Below are 19,679 nucleotides of genomic sequence, written 5' to 3'. Positions count from 1 at the left end.
GCGCGGTGCGACGGCCTACGCCTCGATGCGTTCGACCTTGTCCACGAGGAAGAGGAAGGACAGGGCGCCGCCGATCGTGATGCCGGCGATCAGCATCAGCGGGAGGGCGAAGGAGCCGTCGCCGCCGCCGATCATGTAGCCGATGACGATCGGGACGACGATGCCGGCGAGGTTGCCGAAGACGTTGAAGACCCCGCCGGCCACGCCGAGCATCCGCTCCGGGGCGATCTCGGTGACCAGGACCCAGGAGAACGACGCGAGGCCGTTGGCGAAGAAGGCCACGCACATGATGGCGATCATCGCGGCGTTCGAGGTGACGTAGTTGGCGGCGACGAAGGGCAGGGCTCCGGTCAGGCCGCCCTTGTCGAGGCTCAGACCGCGCTCGTTGGTGAGGTAGGTCGGGAACCAGGTCAGGAAGAAGTACAGCGTCGAGGCGATGGCGAACTGGCCGAGGAACACGCCCCAGATGCGGCGCTGCCGCAGCAGGAAGCCCATGTCCCGGCGGAAGGCGCCCTTCTCCCGGCTCTGCGCGGAGCTGTCGGCGGTGGCCTCGTCCTCGGTGATGTGGACGAGCTCGTACTCCCCGACCCTGGGGTGCTGTTCGGGGCGGTTGCGGATGACCTTCGTCCACACCAGCGCCCAGGCGATGCCCACGCCGCCGAGGATCCAGAACACGTGGCGCCAGCCGAGGGTGGCGGCCATCCACGCGATCAGCGGGAAGGCCACGCCGAGGCCGATGCCCCTCCTCCTTCAGACGGCCCCGAGGTGTAGACGGCGACCGCCCGGCCGCGTTCCGCGCGCGGGAACCAGGAGGCGGCGACGCGCCCGTTGCAGGGGAAGGCGGGGGCCTCGAAGAGGCCGAGGCCCATGCGGCTGGCGAAGAGGAAGCCGAAGCCCTTGGCGAGCGAGCCGAGGGCGGTCATGACCGACCAGCCGATCAGCGCCCAGGCGTAGACGATGCGCGGGCCGAACCTGTCGACGAGGCGGCCGCCGGGGATCTGGGCGAGGGCGTAGGTCCAGGCGAAGCCGGAGAAGAGCCAGCCCATCGTCTCGGGCGAGATGCCGAGGTCCTTGGAGACGTCCGGCGCCACGATCGACAGGACGCTGCGGTCCAGGTAGTTGATGGCGGTCATGACGAAGAGCACGGCGAGGATCGCGGAGCGGTACCTGCCGATCCTGCGCCTCGGCAGGCCGGAGGGGCCGGAGGGGCTGGAGGGGCTGGAGAGACCGGAGGGGCCGGTGCCGGTGCCCGGCCGCGTGGTCGCGGCGGCCGGGTCGTGGCTGAGGGACATCGGTGGCTCCCGGGGGACGTGTGAGGAGCGCCGAACAGTGCGGAATCAGCGGTTCCGGCGACGCCACGCAATAATTGCTAATTAACGATTACTTGTGCAAGTCTTTGCCTTGTCAGGGGGCACCAAGGGGAGCAAGTAGGGACCAAAGCCCTGGCGGGGAGAGGGAAAACCGGAATGCACAGCAGCACCAGCACCAGTGGCGGTGGCAGGAGCAGCGAGGCCGCGTACGCCGGCCGCGGGGTCCACAAGGCGGCGGTGGAAGAGCTGGCCCGCCGGATCTTCGACGGCACGTACGACGAGGGGGCCACCCTCGACCTCCCCCTCCTGATGGAGGAGCTCGACGTCAGCCAGACGGTGCTCCGTGAAGCCATCAAGGTGCTCATGGCCAAGGGGCTGGTCGACGCCCGGCAGAAGCGCGGCACCTTCGTGCGCCCGCGCACCGACTGGAACCTCTTCGACGCCGACGTGCTGCGCTGGAAGCTCGCGGCCGGCGCGCCCGCCTGCTTCTTCTCCGACCTGCTCGAACTGCGCCGCTCGATCGAGCCGGCCGCCGCCGCGCTGGCCGCCGTACGGGCCACCGAGCAGGACCTGGCCGCACTGGACGCGGCGCTGACCGCGATGGCGGCGAGCGACTCCGACCCGGTGCTGCACGTGCGGGCGGACGCCTCGTTCCACCTGGCGCTGCTGACCGCCTCGCACAACCTGTTCTTCGCGCAGATGTACCGGGTGATCATCCCGGCCCTCGTGGAACGCGACCGCGCGGTGCACAAGGGGGACTTCGAGAACCCGCACGCGATCCACCGGGCCGTGGTCGACCAGGTCCGGGCCGGGAACCCGGACGGGGCGCACCGGGCCGTGCTCGACCTCCTCGACATGGCGCAGCGCGACCACCCGTAGGACCCGTAAGACCCGTAAGACCCGCAGGATCCGTAAGACCGCAGGACCCGTAAGACCCGTAAGACCCGGGGTATCGGCCGCCGCCCGCAGCGCCGTCCGCCGCCCCTGCACCACCGCAGATCAGATCCCCTCCTGCCATCCCACAAGGAGAGGACACCGTCAGCCGTGAAGATCACCCGCATCGAGACGTTCATGGCCCCGCCGCGCTGGATGTTCGTCCGCGCAGAAACCGACGAAGGCGTCGTCGGCTGGGGCGAACCCGTGGTCGAAGGGCGCGCCGAGCCGGTGCGCGCGGCCGTGGAGGTGTTGTCCGAGTACCTCGTCGGCCAGGACCCGATGCGGATCGAGGACCACTGGCAGGTCATGACCAAGGGCGGCTTCTACCGCGGCGGCCCCGTGCTGTCCTCCGCAGTCGCCGGGCTCGACCAGGCGCTGTGGGACATCAAGGGCAAGGCGTACGGGAAGCCCGTGCACCAGCTCCTCGGCGGGCCGGTCCGCGACCGGATCCGCGCCTACGCCTGGGTCGGAGGCGACGAGCCGCACGAGATCGAGGACGCGCTGCTCCGGCAGGTCGAGGCGGGCTTCACGGCCGTCAAGATGAACGGCTGCGGCCGCATGAGCCCCCTCGCGACCCGCTCCGAGGTCCGCGACTGCCTCCGGCGCGCCGAGACCGCCCGCGCGGTCCTCGGCGACGACCGCGACTTCGGGCTCGACTTCCACGGCCGGGTCTCCCCCGCCAACGCCCGCCGGATCCTGCCCCTGCTGGCCCCCTATGCCCCGATGTTCGTCGAGGAGCCGGTCCTCTCCGAGTACATGGAGGCCGTCCCCGATCTGGTGAACGCCTCCAGCATCCCCCTCGCACTCGGCGAACGGCTCTTCTCCCGACGGGAGTTCCTCGCCCCCCTGCAAGCCGGCGTGGCGATCCTGCAGCCCGACATCTCGCACGCCGGCGGCATCTCGGAACTGCGCCGCATCGCCTCCCTCGCCGAGGTCTACGGAGCCCAGATCGCGCCGCACTGCCCGCTGGGGCCGGTCGCCCTGGCGGCCAGCCTCCAAGTGGCCTTCACCACCCCGAACTTCCTCATCCAGGAACAGTCCATCGGCATCCACTACAACCAGGGCGCCGAGCTCCTCGACTACGTCACCGACCCCGAGCCGTTCCGCTTCGACGCGGGCTCCCTGGTCCGCACCGAGCGGCCGGGACTCGGCGTCGAGGTCGACGAGGCGGCCGTCCGCGCCGCGGACAAGAAGGGCCATGCCTGGCGCAACCCGGTGTGGCGCCACGAAGACGGCTCTTTCGCCGAGTGGTGAGCCCCCACCACCATCCGGCAGCACCCCCACCCCCCACACATCAGAAGGCAGGCATTCCCATGGAGTTCGGCGCAGCGCTGCGACAGGAGCGGCTCGTCGCCATCGTCCGCGGACGGGACGCGGAGGCGTCCTTCCGCACCGTCATGACCCTCGTCGAGGAGGGCGTCCCGCTCATCGAGGTCTCCCTCAGCGGGACCGACGCGCTGGACGTCATCGGCCGGGCCCGCAAGGAGCTCGGCGACGAGGCCTGGCTCGGGGCCGGTACGGTCCTGACCGCCGAGGACGCCCAGCGGGCGGCCGACGCCGGAGCCAACCTGATGGTCACCCCGGGCCTCGGCGCCGGCGTGGACGAATCCGTCCGGCAGGGGCTGCCGGTACTGGCCGGGGTCATCACCCCGACCGAGGTCATCGCGGCCGACGCGGCGGGGGCCTGCGCGCTCAAGCTGTTCCCCGGCACGATCGGCGGACCGGCGTACCTGCGGGCCCTGCGCGCTCCCTTCCCCGACCTGCCGTTCGTACCGGTCGGCGGGGTGGACGCGGCCGCCGCGGCCGAGTACCTGTCCTCCGGCGCGGTGGCCGTCGGCGTGGGCTCCCCGCTGATCGGCGACGCGGCCGACGGCGGCGACCTGCTCGCGCTGCGGCGCCGGGCGGCACAGTTCAAGGCGGCGTGCGCGTGACGGGGACCACGGCCCTGACCGGGACCGGCACCGCCCCCGAGGTGCTCACCTTCGGGGAGACGATGCTCGCCCTGCGCGGCAGCGGGCCGCTGCGCCTCGGCGGGTCCATGGAGGTCTCCGTCGCGGGCGCCGAGTCGAACGTCGCGATCGGCCTGGCCCGGCTCGGGCACGCGGTCCGCTGGGCGGGTGCGGTCGGCGAGGACGAAGCCGGTGAGCTGGTCCTACGGACCCTGCGCGCCGAGGGCGTCGACGTCTCCGGAGCCTCCCGCGACGACGGCGGGGCCCCAACCGGGCTGATGATCGCGGAGCCCAGGCTGCCGGAGGTCACGCGGGTGCACTACCACCGCGCGGGCTCGGCGGGCTCCCGCCTCAAGGCGTGCTCCCTGGAGCGGGCCTTCACCGCGGCCCCGCCGAAGGTGCTGCACCTGACCGGGATCACCCCGGCGCTCTCCCGCTCGGCCCGCTCGGCCTGCACCCTCGCCCTGCGCCTCGCGGCCGAGCACTCGGCGCTGGTCTGCCTGGACGTGAACTTCCGGTCCCGGCTGTGGTCCTCGGAGGTGGCTGCGGAGGTGCTGCGCGGGTGGGCGCCGGCGGTGGACGTGCTCATCGCCTCCGACGACGAACTCCCCCTGTGCCTCCCGGCGGAGGCCCCTGGCGACCCGGCCGACCCGGCAGACCCCGCCGACCCGGCCCTCCGGGCGAAGGAACTCCTCGCCCTCGGTGTCGGCGAGGTGGTCGTCAAACTCGGCGCGGCCGGCGCGACGGCCTACACGGACGACGGCCGGACGGTGCACGCCCCGGCCCGGCCCGTCCGCGCGGTCGACACGGTCGGTGCGGGGGACGCCTTCGTGGCGGGATACCTCTCGGCGTTCCTCGACGGGTCCACGACCGAGGCCCGCCTGGACCGTGCGGTCACCACGGGCGCCTTCGCGGTGGCCTCCCGGGGCGACTGGGAGGGCGCACCAACGCGTGCCGAGCTCGGCCTCCTGTCCGCCCCCGCGGGCACGGTGGTCCGCTGACCCCGGCGGGGCCGGGGCGACACGGGGGTGTGTCCCGGCCCCGCCGGTTCCGGGGCGGCCTGCCGCTGCGCGGGGCGAGGTCCCCTACCCGCCCTTCCACCGTTCCCCGGGCTCTGCCCGGACCCCGCGCCTCAAACGCCGACGAGGCTGGGTTCATCCAGCCCCTCCGGCGTTTGAGGAGCAGGGGTCCGGGGACTGGTCCCCGGCAACGGCGCCGCACGCGGCAACGGGTCCGGGGCGGAGCCCCGGGGAACGGGCGAAGGGTGGGTAGGGGACCTCGCCCCGCAGGGCCGACCCGGCCGCGCCCCGGATCCGGCGCGCGGGGATTCCGGAGGCCGGGCGGGACTGCGTAGCCTGTACCGCATGCCCCGTTATGAATTCCGCTGCCGGACCTGCGAAGACGTCTTCGAGGTCAGCCGGCCCATGGCCGAGTCCTCCGCGCCCGCCGACTGCCCCGCCGGGCACTCCGATACCGTCAAGCTGCTCTCCGCCGTAGCCGTCGGCGGGAGCAGCGCAGCCCCCGCCGCGCCCATGGGCGGTGGCGGAGGCTGCTGTGGTGGGGGCGGCTGCGGCTAGCGCTTGCGGGACAGGGTGATGCCGTCGGAGATCGCCAGCAGCACCGACTCCATGCGGGGGTCCGCGACGACGTGGTCGTTGTAGGCCTGGACCCCCGCCGCCCCACCGGTCGCCGCCGGGTCCAGCACCTGGCCGTGGTACAGCGTGTTGTCCGTGACGAGGAGCGCGCCCGGGCGCAGCCGCGGGACGAGCTCCTCCCAGTAGGCGATCTGGCTCTGCTTGTCCGCGTCCATGTACGCCATGTCGATGTGCGGCTCCGCCGGCATCGCGCGCAGCGTCTCCAGCGCGGGCGCGATCCGCAGGTCGATGCGGTCCGCGACCCCGGCCTTCGCCCAGGCCTCGCGCGCGTACGCCGTCCACTCCTCCGAGACGTCGCACGCGATGAGGCGGCCGTCCGCCGGCATGGCCTGCGCCATCGACAGGGACGAGAAGCCGGTGAAGGTGCCGATCTCCACGATGTGCCGCGCGCCGGTCAGCCGGACCAGGAAGGCCAGCAGCGGCCCCTGTTCCTCCGCCGACTGCATGCCGGCCGCGTCCGGGAACACCTCGTACGTCGTCGCCACCAGCCCCCGCTGGACCTCGTCCAGCGGGGGGTTGTGCGCGAGCATGTACTGGTAGAGCTCGTCTGTGATCTTGGTGCTGTTGCCCTTGGTCATGGGCCCAGTGTGCCCACGATCAGGCGGCGGGTGTGCCGAGTCGGGCCACTTCGCGGGTGAACGCGCGCACGATCTCCTCACCGGCCAGCACGCCCGCCTGGGCCAGCGCCGTCACGTGCGGCGCCGTCCAGCCCGCGTCGGCCAGCTCGCCGTGGCCCGGCCGCCAGGCCGTGTCGGCCGCGAGCAGCAGGTCCGCGTCGAGCAGCGAGTCGCCGGCGGCCAGCGTGCTCGTGGCCCCCGTGCGCCGGGCCACCTCCTGCATCGCCGCGCTCTTGGTCAGCGGCCGCGGGACGGCGTAGATCTTCCGGCCCTGGAGGGAGATGGTCCAGCCGCGTGCCTCGGACCATTCCGTCAGCGCCTTGACCCACTCCGCGGGGACCAGGGCCCGCTCCACGACCAGGTACGCGAACAGGTCCTCCGCCACCCGCGCCTTGCGCAGCCACGCCGGGTCGGTGACGGACATCAGGTGCGCGTGCATCTCCTCCAGCGGGACGGACTCCGCGGCGAGCCGCGCCGCGACCTGGCGGCGCCAGTCCCGGTCCGGGACCCCGTCCACCAGCAGCTGGCCGCCGTTGGCGCAGATCGCGTACTTCGCCGGACGCCCGGGGAAGCGGATGCGCTGGTACTGCTTGCGGGTCCGGGTGGTGGTCGGGACGAACACCGCTCCCGGGTCGGCCGACAGCTCCGCCAGCAGCCCCGCCGCCGTCTCGGTCATGTACGACAGCGGCTTGCTCTCGTGCACCTCCACGCACAGCAGCCGCGGGGCCACCGGGTCGGGCATGGTCAGGCCGAGCGCGGCCGTCGAGTAGATGAGCGTACGGTCGAGGTCACTGGCTACGAGGACGGTCACTTGGCGGCCACAGCCTTTCCGTCGGCGCCCGTGGCGCCGCGCGTGAAGCGGGGATGGATGAGTCCTACGCAGGTGTAGGGGAGCCCGTCGACCTCCTCCACCGGCACCCCCCGCTGCTCCGCGAGGAGTCGTACGTGGTCCAGGTCGGCCCCGGCGCCGCGCTGCGCGAGGATCTTCCACGGCACCCGGCGCAGCAGCACCCGCGTGGTCTCGCCGACGCCGGGCTTGACGAGGTTCACGTCGTGGATGCCGTACTCCTCGCTGATCCGCTCCACCGCCCGCCAGCCCACCCAGGTCGGCGTGCGGTCGGCGGCGAGGAGCTCCTTGACCTCGGCGTCCACGGCCTCGGCCACCTCCTCGAAGTGCGCGGAGACGGTGTCGACGAACGCGACGGAGACATCGGCCCCGGCGAGCTCGCGGTAGAACTTCGCGCCGTGGAAATCGGCGGGCCCGACCAGGTCGGACCTGAGAACCGTACGCGAGACGAGCCCGGAAACGGTGGAATTGAGACAGGCGGAGGGGATCAGGAAGTCCTCGCGGGTGCCGTACGTCTCCACGCACGAGCCGGGGTCGGCGAGCACCACGATCTCCGGGTTGAAGCCCTCGAACTCGCCCAGGGCCTCGCGCAGTTCGCGGGTGATGGCGCCCTTGCCGGTCCAGCCGTCGACGAAGACCACGTCGGCCGGGTCGTGGTGGGCGGCCAGCCAGCGCAGCGCGTTGGCGTCGATGCCGCGGCCGCGCACGATGGAGACGGCGTAGTGCGGCAGGTCCAGGCCGTGCCGGGCCTGCGCCCAGCGCCGCATGAGCACGCCCACGGGGGTGCCGGCGCGGGCGAGCGAGACGAGGACGGGGGACGGGGAGCGTTCGGCGAGGACCGTCTCGGTGACGGTGCCGACGGCGCGGGCCATCCGGGCGGCGGAGGCGGTCAGCGCGCTCTGGTAGAGCTGCTGGTACTCCGGGGACGGCTGGAACTCCACCGGCAGCGATTCCGCGTAGTGGGCGCCGCCCGCCTGGATGGCCTCCTCGCGCTCCTCGGTCGGGGCCTCCAGCTCGACGTCGGAGAGGTCCTGGAGCAGCCAGCCGACGTCCTCGGCGGCGTAGGAGGAGAAGGCGGGGCCGCGCAGTGGTTCGCCCAGGGGCCCGTGCTGGGGCTCGGTCATGATCGGCTCCTGCCGGTCGGGTACGTACGAAGGTATGACCGCGAGCAGGACCCGGCCGGTGTGCGGGGCGAGGGCCGCGAGCAGGCCGGTACGGAGCTCCGCGGTGTCCCCGGCCGAGTCCACGACGGCGACCACGGCGTCGAAGCCGGTGCCGGCCGTGCCGGCGACGTTGTACGCGTACCGGTCTCCGGGGCCGTCGGCCGGGTCGTCGTGGGCGGGGAAGACGAGGCGGGTGCGGATCGCGTAGCCGGGGTCGTCCACGGCGAGCACCGGCGAGCGGGTGGTGGTGGAGAAGCGCACCTCGACCGGCGCCGCCGCCGTGCCGGACGCCTCCAGGGCCTGCGCGAGGCGCAGCGGGGCGTACATCAGCTCCTCGTTGCCGAGTACGAGGACCCTCGTCGGGCCGTCACCCAGCGCGGCGGCGATCCGGTCTGCCATGCCCGGCAGGGCGGCCTCCAAGGCCGCGCGGTGGGCGGGGGTGAAGCCGTGGCGTCCGCCGTCGGGTATCCCGGCCGGCCAGCCCAGTTCCACGCGGGTCCAGCCCGGATTCAGCCCCTCCGGCGTGTGCGGAGCGGGGTCCGGGGCGGAGCCCCGGGAGGAGGCGGCAGCCGCCTCGTACTCCTCCACCAGTGCCTGGCCCTTCGCCAGGACCCCTTCCGGGAGGTGGACCGTGCCCGAGGCGAGGGATATGAGGTCGACGCGGGCGCCCAGCTCGGTGGCGAAAGCCGTCAGGCGGTCGCGGTCGGCCGGGGAGCGCATGTCGACCAGGGCGACGACCACGTAGTGGCCGCGCGGGTGGCGGGCGTGGAGGTCGGCGATGGTGTTCAGGACGGTGTTGCCGGTGGAGAACTCGTCGTCGACGAGGACCAGCGGGCCCGAGCCCGCCAGCAGCTTCGGGTCCTCGGGCAGCAGCAGGTGCGAGGTGGCGTGCGAGTGGGCCTCCTCGAAGCCGCCCGCGGCCTCGACGCCGGGCACGGGGCGGCGGGTGGAGTGCAGGTACGGGGCGCTGCCCAGGCCGTCGGCCACGCAGTGGCCCAGCCCGGTCGCGGTCTCCGCGTATCCCAGGACCACCGCCGAGGCCGCCTCCGCGTCGCCCAGCAGCTCCCGGACCCGCTCGCCGAGCCCGTACCCGGCGGCGTACACGGCCGCCGGGGACTGCGGGACGTGCTTGCCCAGCACCCGCGACACGAGCAGGTGCGCCCGCTTGGGGTTGCGCCGCAGCGCCAGCCCGAGGAGCTCCTCCAGCGCCGGCCCGCCGGTTGCGGTACCCGTCCCGTCCTCCAGGCTCACGCCCAGCCGGTCCGCGACCCACGTTCCCGACCACACCGCTTCGATCGTCTTGCCCTTCTTCGCAGTCAACGGCCCGCTCACACCTGGAGCCCGGCCGTGAGGAGATCGACGAAGCCGACCTCCTCCTTCGCCACACCGAAGACCTCGGCGCGCAGCATGGTGCGCTCGGCCCAGGCCCGGTGGGGCTTCACCTCGTTCATCTTGTTCGTGTAGGCGGAACGCATCACGCCGCCGCCTCCGCGCTCGGGGCGCAGGATGTCTTGAGCATCGCTGAACTCCTCGTGCGACACCACCGAGAGCGCGTGGACCGGGGTGACGTGGGCGGGGTGGATGCAGGTCTTGCCCAGCAGCCCGTTGGCCCGGTCGAGCTCGATCTCGCGCAGCAGCCCGTCCAGGTCGTGCTCGATCAGCGCGGTGCGCAGCTCTTCGACGCCCTCCTCCAGGAAGGGGCTGCGGCGCAGCTGCGGCTTGAAGAGGCGCTGCTGGCTGCGGAAGTACTCCCACACGGGCCCGGTGACGGTGAAGCCGGTGCCGTCGGCGCGGCTGAGCACGTTGACCACGTCGGCGATCACCCCGGCGACGATCTGGACGTCGTAGGCGGTCATGTCGGGGGTGCGGCGCAGCCCGTAGGCGGAGCAGAAGTCGGTCACGCCGAGGCGGAGCGCCAGGACCCGCTCGCGGTACTTGTTGACCGTGCGGGAGATCCCGGCGAGGGCCTCGACCCGGGTCTCCAGGTGGAGCAGCTCGGGGGTCTCCAGGACGGGCATCGCGTACAGCCGGGGCAGGCCGCTCGCGGCTTCCGCCTGCGCGACGGCGTCGAGGAAGGCGATCCCCCGGCTCTCGCTGAACTTGGGGAGGACGAATCCGGCCAATCGCGCCGCCGAGCCCCCGAGCCGGTGCACGAGGTCGGGGATCTGCTCGGGTTCCCGGACGCGGATGAAGAGCAGCGGGAGCTCCGCCGGGTCCTCGTGGAGGGCGGCGAACTGCCGGACGAGGTTCTCCTCGCCGCCCACGACGTCCGCGTCGCTGATGGAATCCTCCAGGCAGAGGACCATGGAGACGACCCCGAGACCGGCCTGCTTGCGGATGTCACGGGCGAGCTGGGGACGGGTGGCCGGGCTGTAGAGCGTGGCTCCCAGCGCGGCCGCGAGCGTGGCGGCGGGAGAGGCGGCGGTGAACTCTGCCGGCTCCTGGTGGAAGAGGTCCTTGCGGACGGTGGGCGAAATGTGCCCGAAGTGACGCATGTGCTTCCCCCGTACAGGCTCGGCGGCCGATCTGGCGTGGCCGGTAATAGTACGTACGAACGTGAGTCAAAAATTCCTCAAGCACATGAAATCCAGGTAACCCTCTTGCACCATGCCCAGGTCTCGCGATCCGGACAAGGTCTACGGGGGGCCGCATTGTCCCGGTCCCGCCCGGGAGGGCAGGATGACCGGCATGACGCACGCGATGCAGAAGGGCTCCAACATCCCCGTGGCCGCCTTGGCGGTCCGCGCGGTGCTGCGCTGGACCGGGGGGCCCGACGTGCCCGACGTGGACGCCTCCGCGCTGCTCGTGGGGGCGGACGGGCGCGTGCGCTCGGACGAGGACTTCGTCTTCTACAACCAGCCCCGGCACCCCTCGGGGGCCGTCTGGCGGCTCGGGAAGAAGCAGCTCGGCGACGGGATCACCGACGCCGTCCAGGCGGACCTGCGGGCCGTCACCCCGGCCGTGGACCGGATCCTCGTCGTCGCCTCCGCCGAGGACGTCCCCTTCGAGCGGGTCCACGACCTGCGGATCCTCCTCTACGACGCCACCGCGACCGGCGGCTCCGAACCGCTGGCCTACTTCGACGTGCGGCCGGAGACGGGCGCCGAGACGGCGCTGATCTGCGGCGAACTGTACCGGCGGGCCGACGCGTGGAAGTTCCGCGCGCTCGGCGAGGGCTACTCCAACGGGCTCGTCGGCCTGGCCACCGACCACGGGATCTCCGTGGACGAGAACGCCCCCGAGGCCCAGGAACAGGGCCAGGGGCAGCCCCAGGCGCACGGACGAGCCCCCTCGGCCTCCCCGGCGACCCCGGCGCCGCCCACCCAGGCCCCGCCGGTCGCCCAGCCCGCCTACGGCTACCCGCAGCCGGTGGCGCAGGCCCCGGTGCCGGCTCCGGGCGGGGACCCGTCCTTCCGGCTGCCGGCGCAGGGCCCGCAGTTCATCCGCCGGTGACCGGCCGGCACCGTCAGGTCTTGGTCTTGTAGCCCCGGCCCCACTGGAGGCCCCACCCGTACAGCCGGTCCAGCTCGGCCTGGAACCCGTACACGAAGGTGACCTCGCGCCGCACGATCAGCTCTCCCTTGACGTTCTCCAGGGAGACGACCGCGCAGGAGCGGGCGTGCGGGTGGCGCTCCTCCAGGGGGATCTCGATGCGCGGACCGGTGATCGGGTAGAGCGTGACCAGGGCGTGCGTCCGGTCGAAGGCCGGGGTCTGGTCGTAGATGTAGACGAAGACCAGCAGCCGCTTGATCTCCTCGGCGTGGTCGAGATTGACGAAGATCGTCTCGCCGGAGGGCGCCCCGAACCGGTCGTCCCCGCTGAGCTTCACGTACGGCGGGCTGTTGATGTCCCCGTGCAGGTTCCCCAGCGGCTGGACGACGCCCCGGGTTCCGTCGGTCAGTTCGTAGAGGCAGCCGATGTCGAGGTCGACATTGACCATGCCCTGGGTGTGCGCCTGCACCATGTCCGGTTTGAACAGCTTGAACGGATGCCGGAAGAGCTGCCCGCTCTGGCCGGCGCTGCGGCCGCCTATGTCCGAGGTGCGCATCCGCCAGGAGAGGTTCACGCGCAGATTGCCGTGCACCGCCCCCTGTTTGGTGAGCGACACCGTCGGATGGCGTTTGGTCAGCTCGATCGCGTTCGACGAGGCACTGCCCGACTGGAACTGCGTACCGCGGCTGCCCCTGATGCCGTCGAAGAATCCCATCCCCACAACCCCCCTTGTCCCTTGGCGCGCTCGGCCCCCTGCCGGCACGCCGATGTCCCGACATGCGGACGGGGCGGTCCGGTGGGTCCGTGGACCCGCCGGACCGCCCCGCACTTGAGCGTTCCGCATTACCGCCGCGATCATGCCTCGGCGGTGGAACCCTCCAGTTCCAGGCGCTTGTTGCGGCGCACCGAGGACCAGAAGGACCATCCGATCAGTACGACGCCGACGAGGCCGGTGATGACCTCGTTGATCTCGTGCTGGATGGTGACGAGCAGGATGACGGCGAGCGCGCCGATGGCGTAGTGCGCGCCGTGCTCCAGGTAGACGTAGTCGTCGAGGGTGCCCTGGCGGACCAGGTAGACCGTCAGCGACCGGACGTACATGGCACCGATACCGAGGCCGAGGGCCATGATCACGATGTCGCTGGTGATGGCGAAGGCGCCGATGACCCCGTCGAAGGAGAAGGAGGCGTCGAGGACTTCGAGGTAGAGGAACATGAAGAACGCGGCCTTGCCGGCCATGGCGACGGCCGAGACGGGCTTGCCGCTCTTCTTGGCCGCCTCCTCCGCCTCGTGCTCTGCCTCTTCCTCTTCTTCGAGCTTGTTCTCGAAGTAGCCGGAGAGACCGCCGACGATCATGTAGGTGATCAGGCCGAGGACGCCGGAGATCAGGACGGTCTGCGCCTTGTCCACGTGGCCCTCGTGCTGGTGGGCCTGGGTGGCGAAGGTCATCGAGGTGATGACCAGGACGATCAGCGCGATGCACGCCGACAGCATGTCGATCTTGCCGAGCTTGGCGAGCGGACGCTCCAGCCAGGCGAGCCACTTGATGTCACGGTCCTCGAAAATGAAGTCGAGGAAGATCATCAGCAGGAACATGCCACCGAAGGCGGCGATGGACGGGTGAGCGTCCGTGACGAGCTGCTTGTACATGTCCTGGTCGCGCACCGCGAGTTCGACGGCCTCGATCGGCCCGATCTTGGCGCTGATCGCGACGATCACGATCGGGAAGACCAGGCGCATGCCGAACACGGCGATGAGAACACCGACGGTGAGGAAGATCTTCTGCCAGAAGGCATTCATCTTCTTCAGGATTCCGGCGTTGACCACCGCATTGTCGAAGGACAGCGAGATCTCCAGGATGGACAGGATCGCAACGATCCCGAAGGCCTCCCACCCCCCGTAGAGCACCGCTGCGACCAGCCCGAGCGCAGTGACTGCGAACGACCAGCCGAAGGTTTTCAGAACCACTGGCATCCCATCGTGTTGTACGGCTTTACGAAACGTTGACCCCGAAGTCTAGAGCGATGCCGCGGAGCCCCGACGCGTACCCCTGCCCCACTGCGCGGAACTTCCATTCGCCCCCGTACCGGTAGACCTCGCCGAAGATCATCGCGGTCTCGCTGGAGGCGTCCTCGGAAAGGTCGTAGCGGGCGAGTTCCTGACCGTCCGCCTCGTTCACCACGCGGATGAAGGCATTGCTGACCTGGCCGAAGCTCTGCCGGCGGGCCTCGGCCTCGTGGATCGAGACGGGAAAGACGATCTTGTCCACGCCGGCCGGGACCTTGCTGAGGTCGACGATGATCGACTCGTCGTCGCCTTCACCCTCGCCGGTGAGGTTGTCCCCCGTGTGTTCGACGGAGCCCTCGGGGCTCTTCAGGTTGTTGTAGAAGACGAAGTACTCGTCCCCGAGCACCCGGCCGTTGCTGCACAGCAGTGCGCTGGCGTCGAGGTCGAAGTCGGCGCCCGTGGTCGAGCGCGCGTCCCATCCGAGGCCGATCAGAACCCGGGTGAGGTTCGGTGCGGCTTTGGAGAGGGAGACATTGCCCCCCTTGGCGAGTGTGACGCCCATGTTGTGGTCCTCCCCGGACGACGATGGCGATGTGGCGAAGTGGCCGTACGACCGTACGGCGGTGTGACGGTACGGCGGGTGTGGCCGTAAAGCCGGTCCGGCGCCGTACACACGAGTGCACGGCGCCGGACGGATGGAACGACTGCTCTGGCGGAGCAGGCTCAGACGTTGACGCCGAAGTCCTGCGCGATGCCGCGCAGGCCCGAGGCGTAGCCCTGGCCGATGGCGCGGAACTTCCACTCCGCACCGTTGCGGTAGAGCTCGCCGAAGACCATGGCGGTCTCCGTCGAGGCGTCCTCCGACAGGTCGTAGCGGGCGAGCTCGGCATTGTCGGCCTGGTTCACGACGCGGATGTACGCGTTGCGGACCTGGCCGAAGCTCTGCTGGCGGCTCTCGGCCTCGTAGATCGAGACCGGGAAGACGATCTTGGCCACGTCGGCGGGCACGCCGGCGAGGTTGACCTTGATCGCCTCGTCGTCGCCCTCGCCCTCACCGGTGGTGTTGTCACCGGTGTGCTCGACCGAGCCGTCGGGGCTCTTCAGGTTGTTGAAGAAGACGAAGTTCGCGTCGCTGGCGACCTTGCCCTGGTCGTTGGTCAGGATCGCGCTGGCGTCGAGGTCGAAGTCGACACCGGTGGTGGTGCGAGCGTCCCAGCCCAGTCCGACGATGACCGCCGTCAGGTTCGGCGCGGCCTTGGTCAGCGAGACGTTGCCGCCCTTGCTGAGGCTGACTCCCACGGGTCCTCCATAAGGTTTTGTGTGGGGCGGTGCCCCGTCGTGCGGTTGCTACCGGATCAACGTTTCGATCCTAGTGACGGGTTCCCGCCTGTACGGGCTTATTCCAGGCGAACGGGCCCGCGTGCCTGTCGGCACCCGCGACCACGAGCCTGCGGCACGGACTCAGAGGCTGTCGAGGGCCTTGATGTACTCGTTCAGGTCACGGGCGTCGGGCAGCCCGTTGACGACGCTCCAGCGCACGATGCCGTCGCGGTCGATGACGAAGGTGCCGCGCACCGCGCAGCCCTTCTCCTCGTCGAAGACCCCGTAGGCGCGGGAGGCCTCCCCGTGCGGCCAGAAGTCCGACAGCAGCGGGTACTCCAGCCCCTCCTGCTCGCCGAAGACGCGCAGGGTCGGCACGGAGTCGTTGGAGACCGCCAGGAGCTGCACGTCGTCGTTCTGGAAGCGCGGCAGCTGGTCGCGCAGCTCACAGAGTTCGCCGGTGCAGACGCCGGTGAAGGCGAAGGGGTAGAAGAGCAGCACGACGGCCTTCTCCCCCCGGAAGTCGGAGAGCCGCACGACCCTGCCGTGGTTGTCCTTGAGCTCGAAGTCCGGGGCCTTGCTGCCGACCTCGATCGCCATCTGTCGCATCCCTTCGTCCCGCATCCCTGCGTTGGGCTGTTCGGGTGATCTCACCTTATGGCTCCTGCGCGCGTCCGGCTCCGGCCGCCCGCGAAACGCACGCACCCCGCCCACCGGGAAGCTTCCGGCGGGCGGGGTGCGTGTGTCCGCATGACTGCGGGGCGCGGCTCAGCGCTTGGACTTGGCCGTCTTCGGAGTCGCCAGCTTGGTGGCGGTCCACTCCTTGCCGACGGGGGCTCCCTTGGCCAGCGAGAGGCCGGCCGTCTCGGCGGCCTCGCTGATGTCGCTGGCCTCGACAAAACCGTCCTTGCCGGTCTTGGGGGTCACCAGCAGGATCAGTGCGCCGTCCTCGACCAGCTCGGTCGCGTCGACCAGGGCGTCCGTCAGGTCGCCGTCGTCCTCCCGGAACCACAGCAGAACCGCGTCTGCGACATCGTCGTAGTCCTCATCGACGAGTTCGGTGACGTGATCCTCTACGGCATCACGGAATTCCTGATCGACGTCGTCGTCGAAGCCGATTTCCTGGACCACCTGTTCGGACTGGAAACCCAGCCTGGCGGCCAGGTTCTCCGCGTGGTCCGCGGTCGCGCTCACGGGGTGCCTCCTGCTCATGTTCGGTGAATGTTCTTCGGCGGCGCGCGTACGCGCAGCATGGGCGTAGTCCACACGGGCGCGGCGGATCGCGCAAGTACCAGGCCGTCGAGACCGTCGAAACGGTGACGATTGCGGCCGTCTCGCCGCAACTTTCAGCCCTTCCGCATGTACCCCTGGTGATTCATCCCACACCATTCCACCTCATTCGGCACGGCCTCGGGACTTTCGCACCTGTTTGAGGGACGAACGGCCTTGCGAAGGGGGTGATCGACATGGGCGTAAGGTTGCGGTTTGGGCGTTGTCGTCGCCGCAGCCAGCACAATCCCGCCACCTCCAGGGATTACCCAACGGTAAAGATGACGATTTCTGCCGAGCGTAAGACCATGGGAGGCGGCGAGACTCAAGGCACGACTCCCCCGACAGCGAAGGAACAGCGTGGCTTCCGCATCCGATCGCAATCCGATCATCATTGGTGGCCTGCCGAGTCAGGTACCGGACTTCGATCCGGAAGAGACGCAGGAGTGGCTCGACTCCCTGGACGCGGCCGTCGACGAGCGGGGCCGTGAGCGTGCCCGCTACCTGATGCTGCGGCTGATGGAGCGCGCCCGCGAGAAGCGCGTGGCCGTGCCCGAGATGCGCTCCACGGACTACGTCAACACGATCGCCACCAAGGACGAGCCGTTCTTCCCCGGCAACGAGGAGATCGAGCGCAAGGTCCTCAACGCCACCCGGTGGAACGCGGCCGTCATGGTCTCGCGCGCCCAGCGTCCGGGGATCGGCGTCGGCGGTCACATCGCCACCTTCGCCTCCTCCGCCTCCCTCTACGACGTGGGCTTCAACCACTTCTTCCGGGGCAAGGACGAGGGTGACGGCGGCGACCAGATCTTCTTCCAGGGCCACGCCTCGCCCGGCATCTACGCCCGCGCCTACCTCCTGGACCGGCTCTCCGAGCAGCAGCTCGACGCGTTCCGCCAGGAGAAGTCGAAGGCCCCGTACGGCCTCTCCAGCTACCCGCACCCGCGGCTCATGCCGGACTTCTGGGAGTTCCCGACCGTCTCGATGGGCCTCGGCCCGCTCGGTGCGATCTACCAGGCCCGGATGAACCGGTACATGGAGGCCCGCGGGATCGCGGACACTTCCAAGTCACACGTTTGGGCGTACCTGGGCGACGGCGAGATGGACGAGCCCGAGTCGCTCGGCCAGCTCTCCATCGCGGCCCGCGAACACCTCGACAACCTGACCTTCGTCGTCAACTGCAACCTGCAGCGCCTCGACGGCCCGGTCCGCGGCAACGGCAAGATCATGCAGGAGCTGGAGTCGCAGTTCCGCGGCGCCGGCTGGAACGTCATCAAGCTGATCTGGGACCGCTCCTGGGACCCGCTGCTGGCCCAGGACCGCGACGGCATCCTGGTCAACAAGCTGAACACCACCCCGGACGGCCAGTTCCAGACGTACGCCACCGAGACGGGCGCGTACATCCGCGACCACTTCTTCGGCGGCGACCACCGGCTGCGGGCCATGGTCGAGAACATGACCGACCAGCAGATCCAGCACCTGGGCCGCGGTGGTCACGACCACAAGAAGGTCTACGCGGCGTACGCGGCGGCCAAGGCCCACAAGGGCCAGCCGACGGTGATCCTGGCGCAGACGGTCAAGGGCTGGACCCTCGGTCCGAACTTCGAGGGCCGCAACGCGACCCACCAGATGAAGAAGCTGACGGCCGACGACCTCAAGCGCTTCCGCGACCGCCTGCACATCCCGATCACGGACGCCCAGCTGGAGGACGGCGCGCCGCCGTACTACCACCCGGGCCGCAACTCCCCCGAGATCCAGTACATGCACGACCGCCGCAGCGCGCTCGGCGGCTACGTGCCGACCCGCGTGGTGCGCGCGAAGCCGCTCCAGCTGCCGGGCGACGCCACCTACGCGGCGGCCAAGAAGGGCTCGGGCCAGCAGTCGATCGCCACCACCATGGCCTTCGTCCGCATCCTGAAGGACCTGATGCGGGACAAGGAGATCGGCAAGCGCTTCGTGCTGATCGCCCCCGACGAGTACCGCACCTTCGGCATGGACGCGTTCTTCCCGAGCGCCAAGATCTACAACCCGCTGGGCCAGCAGTACGAGGCGGTCGACCGCGACCTGCTGCTCGCGTACAAGGAGTCGCCGACCGGCCAGATGCTGCACGACGGCATCTCGGAGGCGGGCTGCACGGCTTCGCTGATCGCCGCGGGCTCGGCGTACGCGACGCACGGCGAGCCGCTGATCCCGGTCTACGTCTTCTACTCGATGTTCGGTTTCCAGCGCACGGGTGACCAGTTCTGGCAGATGGCGGACCAGCTGGCGCGCGGTTTCGTCCTCGGTGCGACCGCCGGCCGGACCACCCTGACGGGTGAGGGCCTGCAGCACGCCGACGGCCACTCCCAGCTGCTGGCCTCGACGAACCCGGGCTGTGTGGCGTACGACCCGGCGTACGGGTACGAGATCGCGCACATCGTCAAGGACGGTCTGCGGCGCATGTACGGCCCCGACGCCGAGGACGTCTTCTACTACCTGACGGTCTACAACGAGCCCATCCAGCACCCGGCCGAGCCGGCCGGCGTGGACGTGGACGGGATCCTCAAGGGCATCCACCGCATCTCGCAGGGCACCGCGGGAGCCGTCGGGGCGCAGATCATGGCCTCGGGCGTGGCGGTTCCGTGGGCGCTGGAGGCGCAGCGGATCCTCGCCGAGGAGTGGAACGTCAGGGCGGACGTCTGGTCGGCGACCTCCTGGAACGAGCTGCGCCGCGAGGCCGTCGCCGTGGAGGAGCACAACCTGCTCCACCCGGAGGAGGAGCAGCGCGTCCCGTACGTGACGAGCAAGCTGTCCGGCGCGGAGGGTCCCTTCGTGGCCGTCTCCGACTGGATGCGGGCGGTCCCGGACCAGATCTCGCGCTGGGTGCCCGGCCCGTACACCTCGCTGGGCGCGGACGGCTTCGGCTTCGCGGACACGCGGGGCGCGGCCCGGCGCTTCTTCCACATCGATGCGCAGTCGGTGGTCCTCTCGGTGCTGACCGAGCTGGCCAAGGCGGGCAAGATCGACCGCTCGGCGCTGAAGCAGGCGATCGACCGGTACCAGCTCCTGGACGTCCGGGCGGCCGACCCGGGCGCGGCCGGGGGCGACGCGTAGCCGTCACTCTTGCGCGAGGGG

Annotated in this window: 19 protein-coding genes; 7 read left to right on the top strand and 12 right to left on the bottom strand. The window is 70.7% G+C overall.

Features of this window, described 5'->3' with window-relative positions; translation table 11 throughout:
• Positions 1-15: 15 nt before the first annotated feature.
• Together OG898_RS19425 and OG898_RS19420 are read right to left on the bottom strand one after the other, a co-directional pair.
• A complete protein-coding gene (locus tag OG898_RS19425) occupies positions 16-726 on the bottom strand; it encodes an MFS transporter (RefSeq protein ID WP_266958281.1) in 711 nt (236 codons plus the stop codon).
• Complete coding sequence (locus tag OG898_RS19420) at positions 711-1,292, bottom strand: MFS transporter (protein ID WP_266958279.1); 582 nt, start codon at positions 1,290-1,292, stop codon at positions 711-713. The genes OG898_RS19425 and OG898_RS19420 overlap by 16 nt, the downstream gene beginning before the upstream one ends.
• 174 nt (positions 1,293-1,466) lie before the next feature.
• Between OG898_RS19420 and OG898_RS19415 the strand changes: the two genes are divergently transcribed.
• The 5 genes from OG898_RS19415 (at position 1,467) to OG898_RS19395 (ending at position 5,772) form a co-directional block, all read left to right on the top strand.
• On the top strand, positions 1,467-2,189 hold the full coding sequence (locus OG898_RS19415) for a FadR/GntR family transcriptional regulator (protein ID WP_266958277.1): 723 nt from the start codon (positions 1,467-1,469) through the stop codon (positions 2,187-2,189).
• Between the two features lie 165 nt (positions 2,190-2,354).
• On the top strand, positions 2,355-3,500 hold the full coding sequence (gene dgoD / locus OG898_RS19410; RefSeq protein WP_266958275.1) for a galactonate dehydratase: 1,146 nt from the start codon (positions 2,355-2,357) through the stop codon (positions 3,498-3,500).
• A 59-nt stretch (positions 3,501-3,559) separates the two neighbouring features.
• The gene (locus OG898_RS19405; RefSeq protein WP_250745553.1) at positions 3,560-4,177 is read left to right on the top strand and encodes a bifunctional 4-hydroxy-2-oxoglutarate aldolase/2-dehydro-3-deoxy-phosphogluconate aldolase; all 618 of its coding nucleotides are present in this window, start codon (positions 3,560-3,562) and stop codon (positions 4,175-4,177) included.
• Positions 4,174-5,196, top strand: a complete 1,023-nt coding sequence (locus OG898_RS19400; protein ID WP_266958273.1) for a sugar kinase — start codon at positions 4,174-4,176, stop codon at positions 5,194-5,196. The genes OG898_RS19405 and OG898_RS19400 overlap by 4 nt, the downstream gene beginning before the upstream one ends.
• Positions 5,197-5,559: 363 nt before the next feature.
• Entirely contained in the window at positions 5,560-5,772 is a 213-nt protein-coding gene (locus OG898_RS19395) for a zinc ribbon domain-containing protein (protein WP_266958271.1), read from the top strand.
• Here the strand turns inward: OG898_RS19395 and OG898_RS19390 are convergent.
• Genes OG898_RS19390 through OG898_RS19375 form a run of 4 tightly spaced genes read right to left on the bottom strand, consistent with a single transcriptional unit; the run spans position 5,769 to position 10,972 of the window.
• Positions 5,769-6,428, bottom strand: coding sequence for an O-methyltransferase (locus OG898_RS19390; RefSeq protein WP_250745555.1), 660 nt, complete (start codon positions 6,426-6,428; stop codon positions 5,769-5,771). The two genes, OG898_RS19395 and OG898_RS19390, sit on opposite strands and share 4 nt — an antisense overlap.
• A gap of 19 nt (positions 6,429-6,447) precedes the next feature.
• Positions 6,448-7,278 (bottom strand): HAD family hydrolase, encoded by an 831-nt coding sequence (locus tag OG898_RS19385; protein ID WP_250745556.1) that lies wholly within the window; start codon positions 7,276-7,278, stop codon positions 6,448-6,450.
• Positions 7,275-9,773, bottom strand: a complete 2,499-nt coding sequence (locus OG898_RS19380) for a phosphoribosyltransferase (protein WP_266960335.1) — start codon at positions 9,771-9,773, stop codon at positions 7,275-7,277. The genes OG898_RS19385 and OG898_RS19380 overlap by 4 nt, the downstream gene beginning before the upstream one ends.
• Positions 9,774-9,805: 32 nt before the next feature.
• On the bottom strand, positions 9,806-10,972 hold the full coding sequence (locus OG898_RS19375) for an HpcH/HpaI aldolase/citrate lyase family protein (protein WP_250745557.1): 1,167 nt from the start codon (positions 10,970-10,972) through the stop codon (positions 9,806-9,808).
• A 193-nt stretch (positions 10,973-11,165) separates the two neighbouring features.
• On the opposite strand from OG898_RS19375, the gene OG898_RS19370 reads away from it, so the two are divergent.
• Complete coding sequence (locus OG898_RS19370) at positions 11,166-11,930, top strand: TerD family protein (protein WP_266960333.1); 765 nt, start codon at positions 11,166-11,168, stop codon at positions 11,928-11,930.
• A 13-nt stretch (positions 11,931-11,943) separates the two neighbouring features.
• Here the strand turns inward: OG898_RS19370 and OG898_RS19365 are convergent, their stop codons facing one another.
• The 6 genes from OG898_RS19365 to OG898_RS19340 all read right to left on the bottom strand — a co-directional run bounded on the left by OG898_RS19365 (position 11,944) and on the right by OG898_RS19340 (position 16,490).
• Positions 11,944-12,684 carry a Tellurium resistance gene (locus OG898_RS19365; RefSeq protein WP_250745558.1) on the bottom strand — a complete coding sequence of 247 codons (741 nt, stop codon included), beginning with the start codon at positions 12,682-12,684 and terminating at the stop codon, positions 11,944-11,946.
• 140 nt (positions 12,685-12,824) lie between these two features.
• Complete coding sequence (locus OG898_RS19360) at positions 12,825-13,937, bottom strand: DUF475 domain-containing protein (protein ID WP_250745610.1); 1,113 nt, start codon at positions 13,935-13,937, stop codon at positions 12,825-12,827.
• A 25-nt stretch (positions 13,938-13,962) separates the two neighbouring features.
• Positions 13,963-14,538 (bottom strand): TerD family protein, encoded by a 576-nt coding sequence (locus tag OG898_RS19355; protein ID WP_250745559.1) that lies wholly within the window; start codon positions 14,536-14,538, stop codon positions 13,963-13,965.
• Positions 14,539-14,699: 161 nt separating this feature from the next.
• Positions 14,700-15,275 carry a TerD family protein gene (locus OG898_RS19350; RefSeq protein ID WP_112446263.1) on the bottom strand — a complete coding sequence of 192 codons (576 nt, stop codon included), beginning with the start codon at positions 15,273-15,275 and terminating at the stop codon, positions 14,700-14,702.
• A 162-nt stretch (positions 15,276-15,437) separates the two neighbouring features.
• Complete coding sequence (locus OG898_RS19345; RefSeq protein WP_250745560.1) at positions 15,438-15,896, bottom strand: peroxiredoxin; 459 nt, start codon at positions 15,894-15,896, stop codon at positions 15,438-15,440.
• A 168-nt stretch (positions 15,897-16,064) separates the two neighbouring features.
• Positions 16,065-16,490 (bottom strand): DUF3052 domain-containing protein, encoded by a 426-nt coding sequence (locus OG898_RS19340; RefSeq protein ID WP_250745561.1) that lies wholly within the window; start codon positions 16,488-16,490, stop codon positions 16,065-16,067.
• 435 nt (positions 16,491-16,925) lie between these two features.
• Between OG898_RS19340 and aceE the strand changes: the two genes are divergently transcribed.
• Positions 16,926-19,658 carry a pyruvate dehydrogenase (acetyl-transferring), homodimeric type gene (gene aceE, locus OG898_RS19335; RefSeq protein WP_266958267.1) on the top strand — a complete coding sequence of 911 codons (2,733 nt, stop codon included), beginning with the start codon at positions 16,926-16,928 and terminating at the stop codon, positions 19,656-19,658.
• The last annotated feature ends 21 nt before the right edge of the window (positions 19,659-19,679 follow it).

Origin of the sequence: Streptomyces sp. NBC_00193, assembly GCF_026342735.1 — a bacterium.
GTDB lineage: Bacteria > Actinomycetota > Actinomycetes > Streptomycetales > Streptomycetaceae > Streptomyces > Streptomyces stoeckheimensis.
Note: the sequence above shows the minus strand (reverse complement) of the source record. Positions and strands in the feature narration are given on the sequence as shown.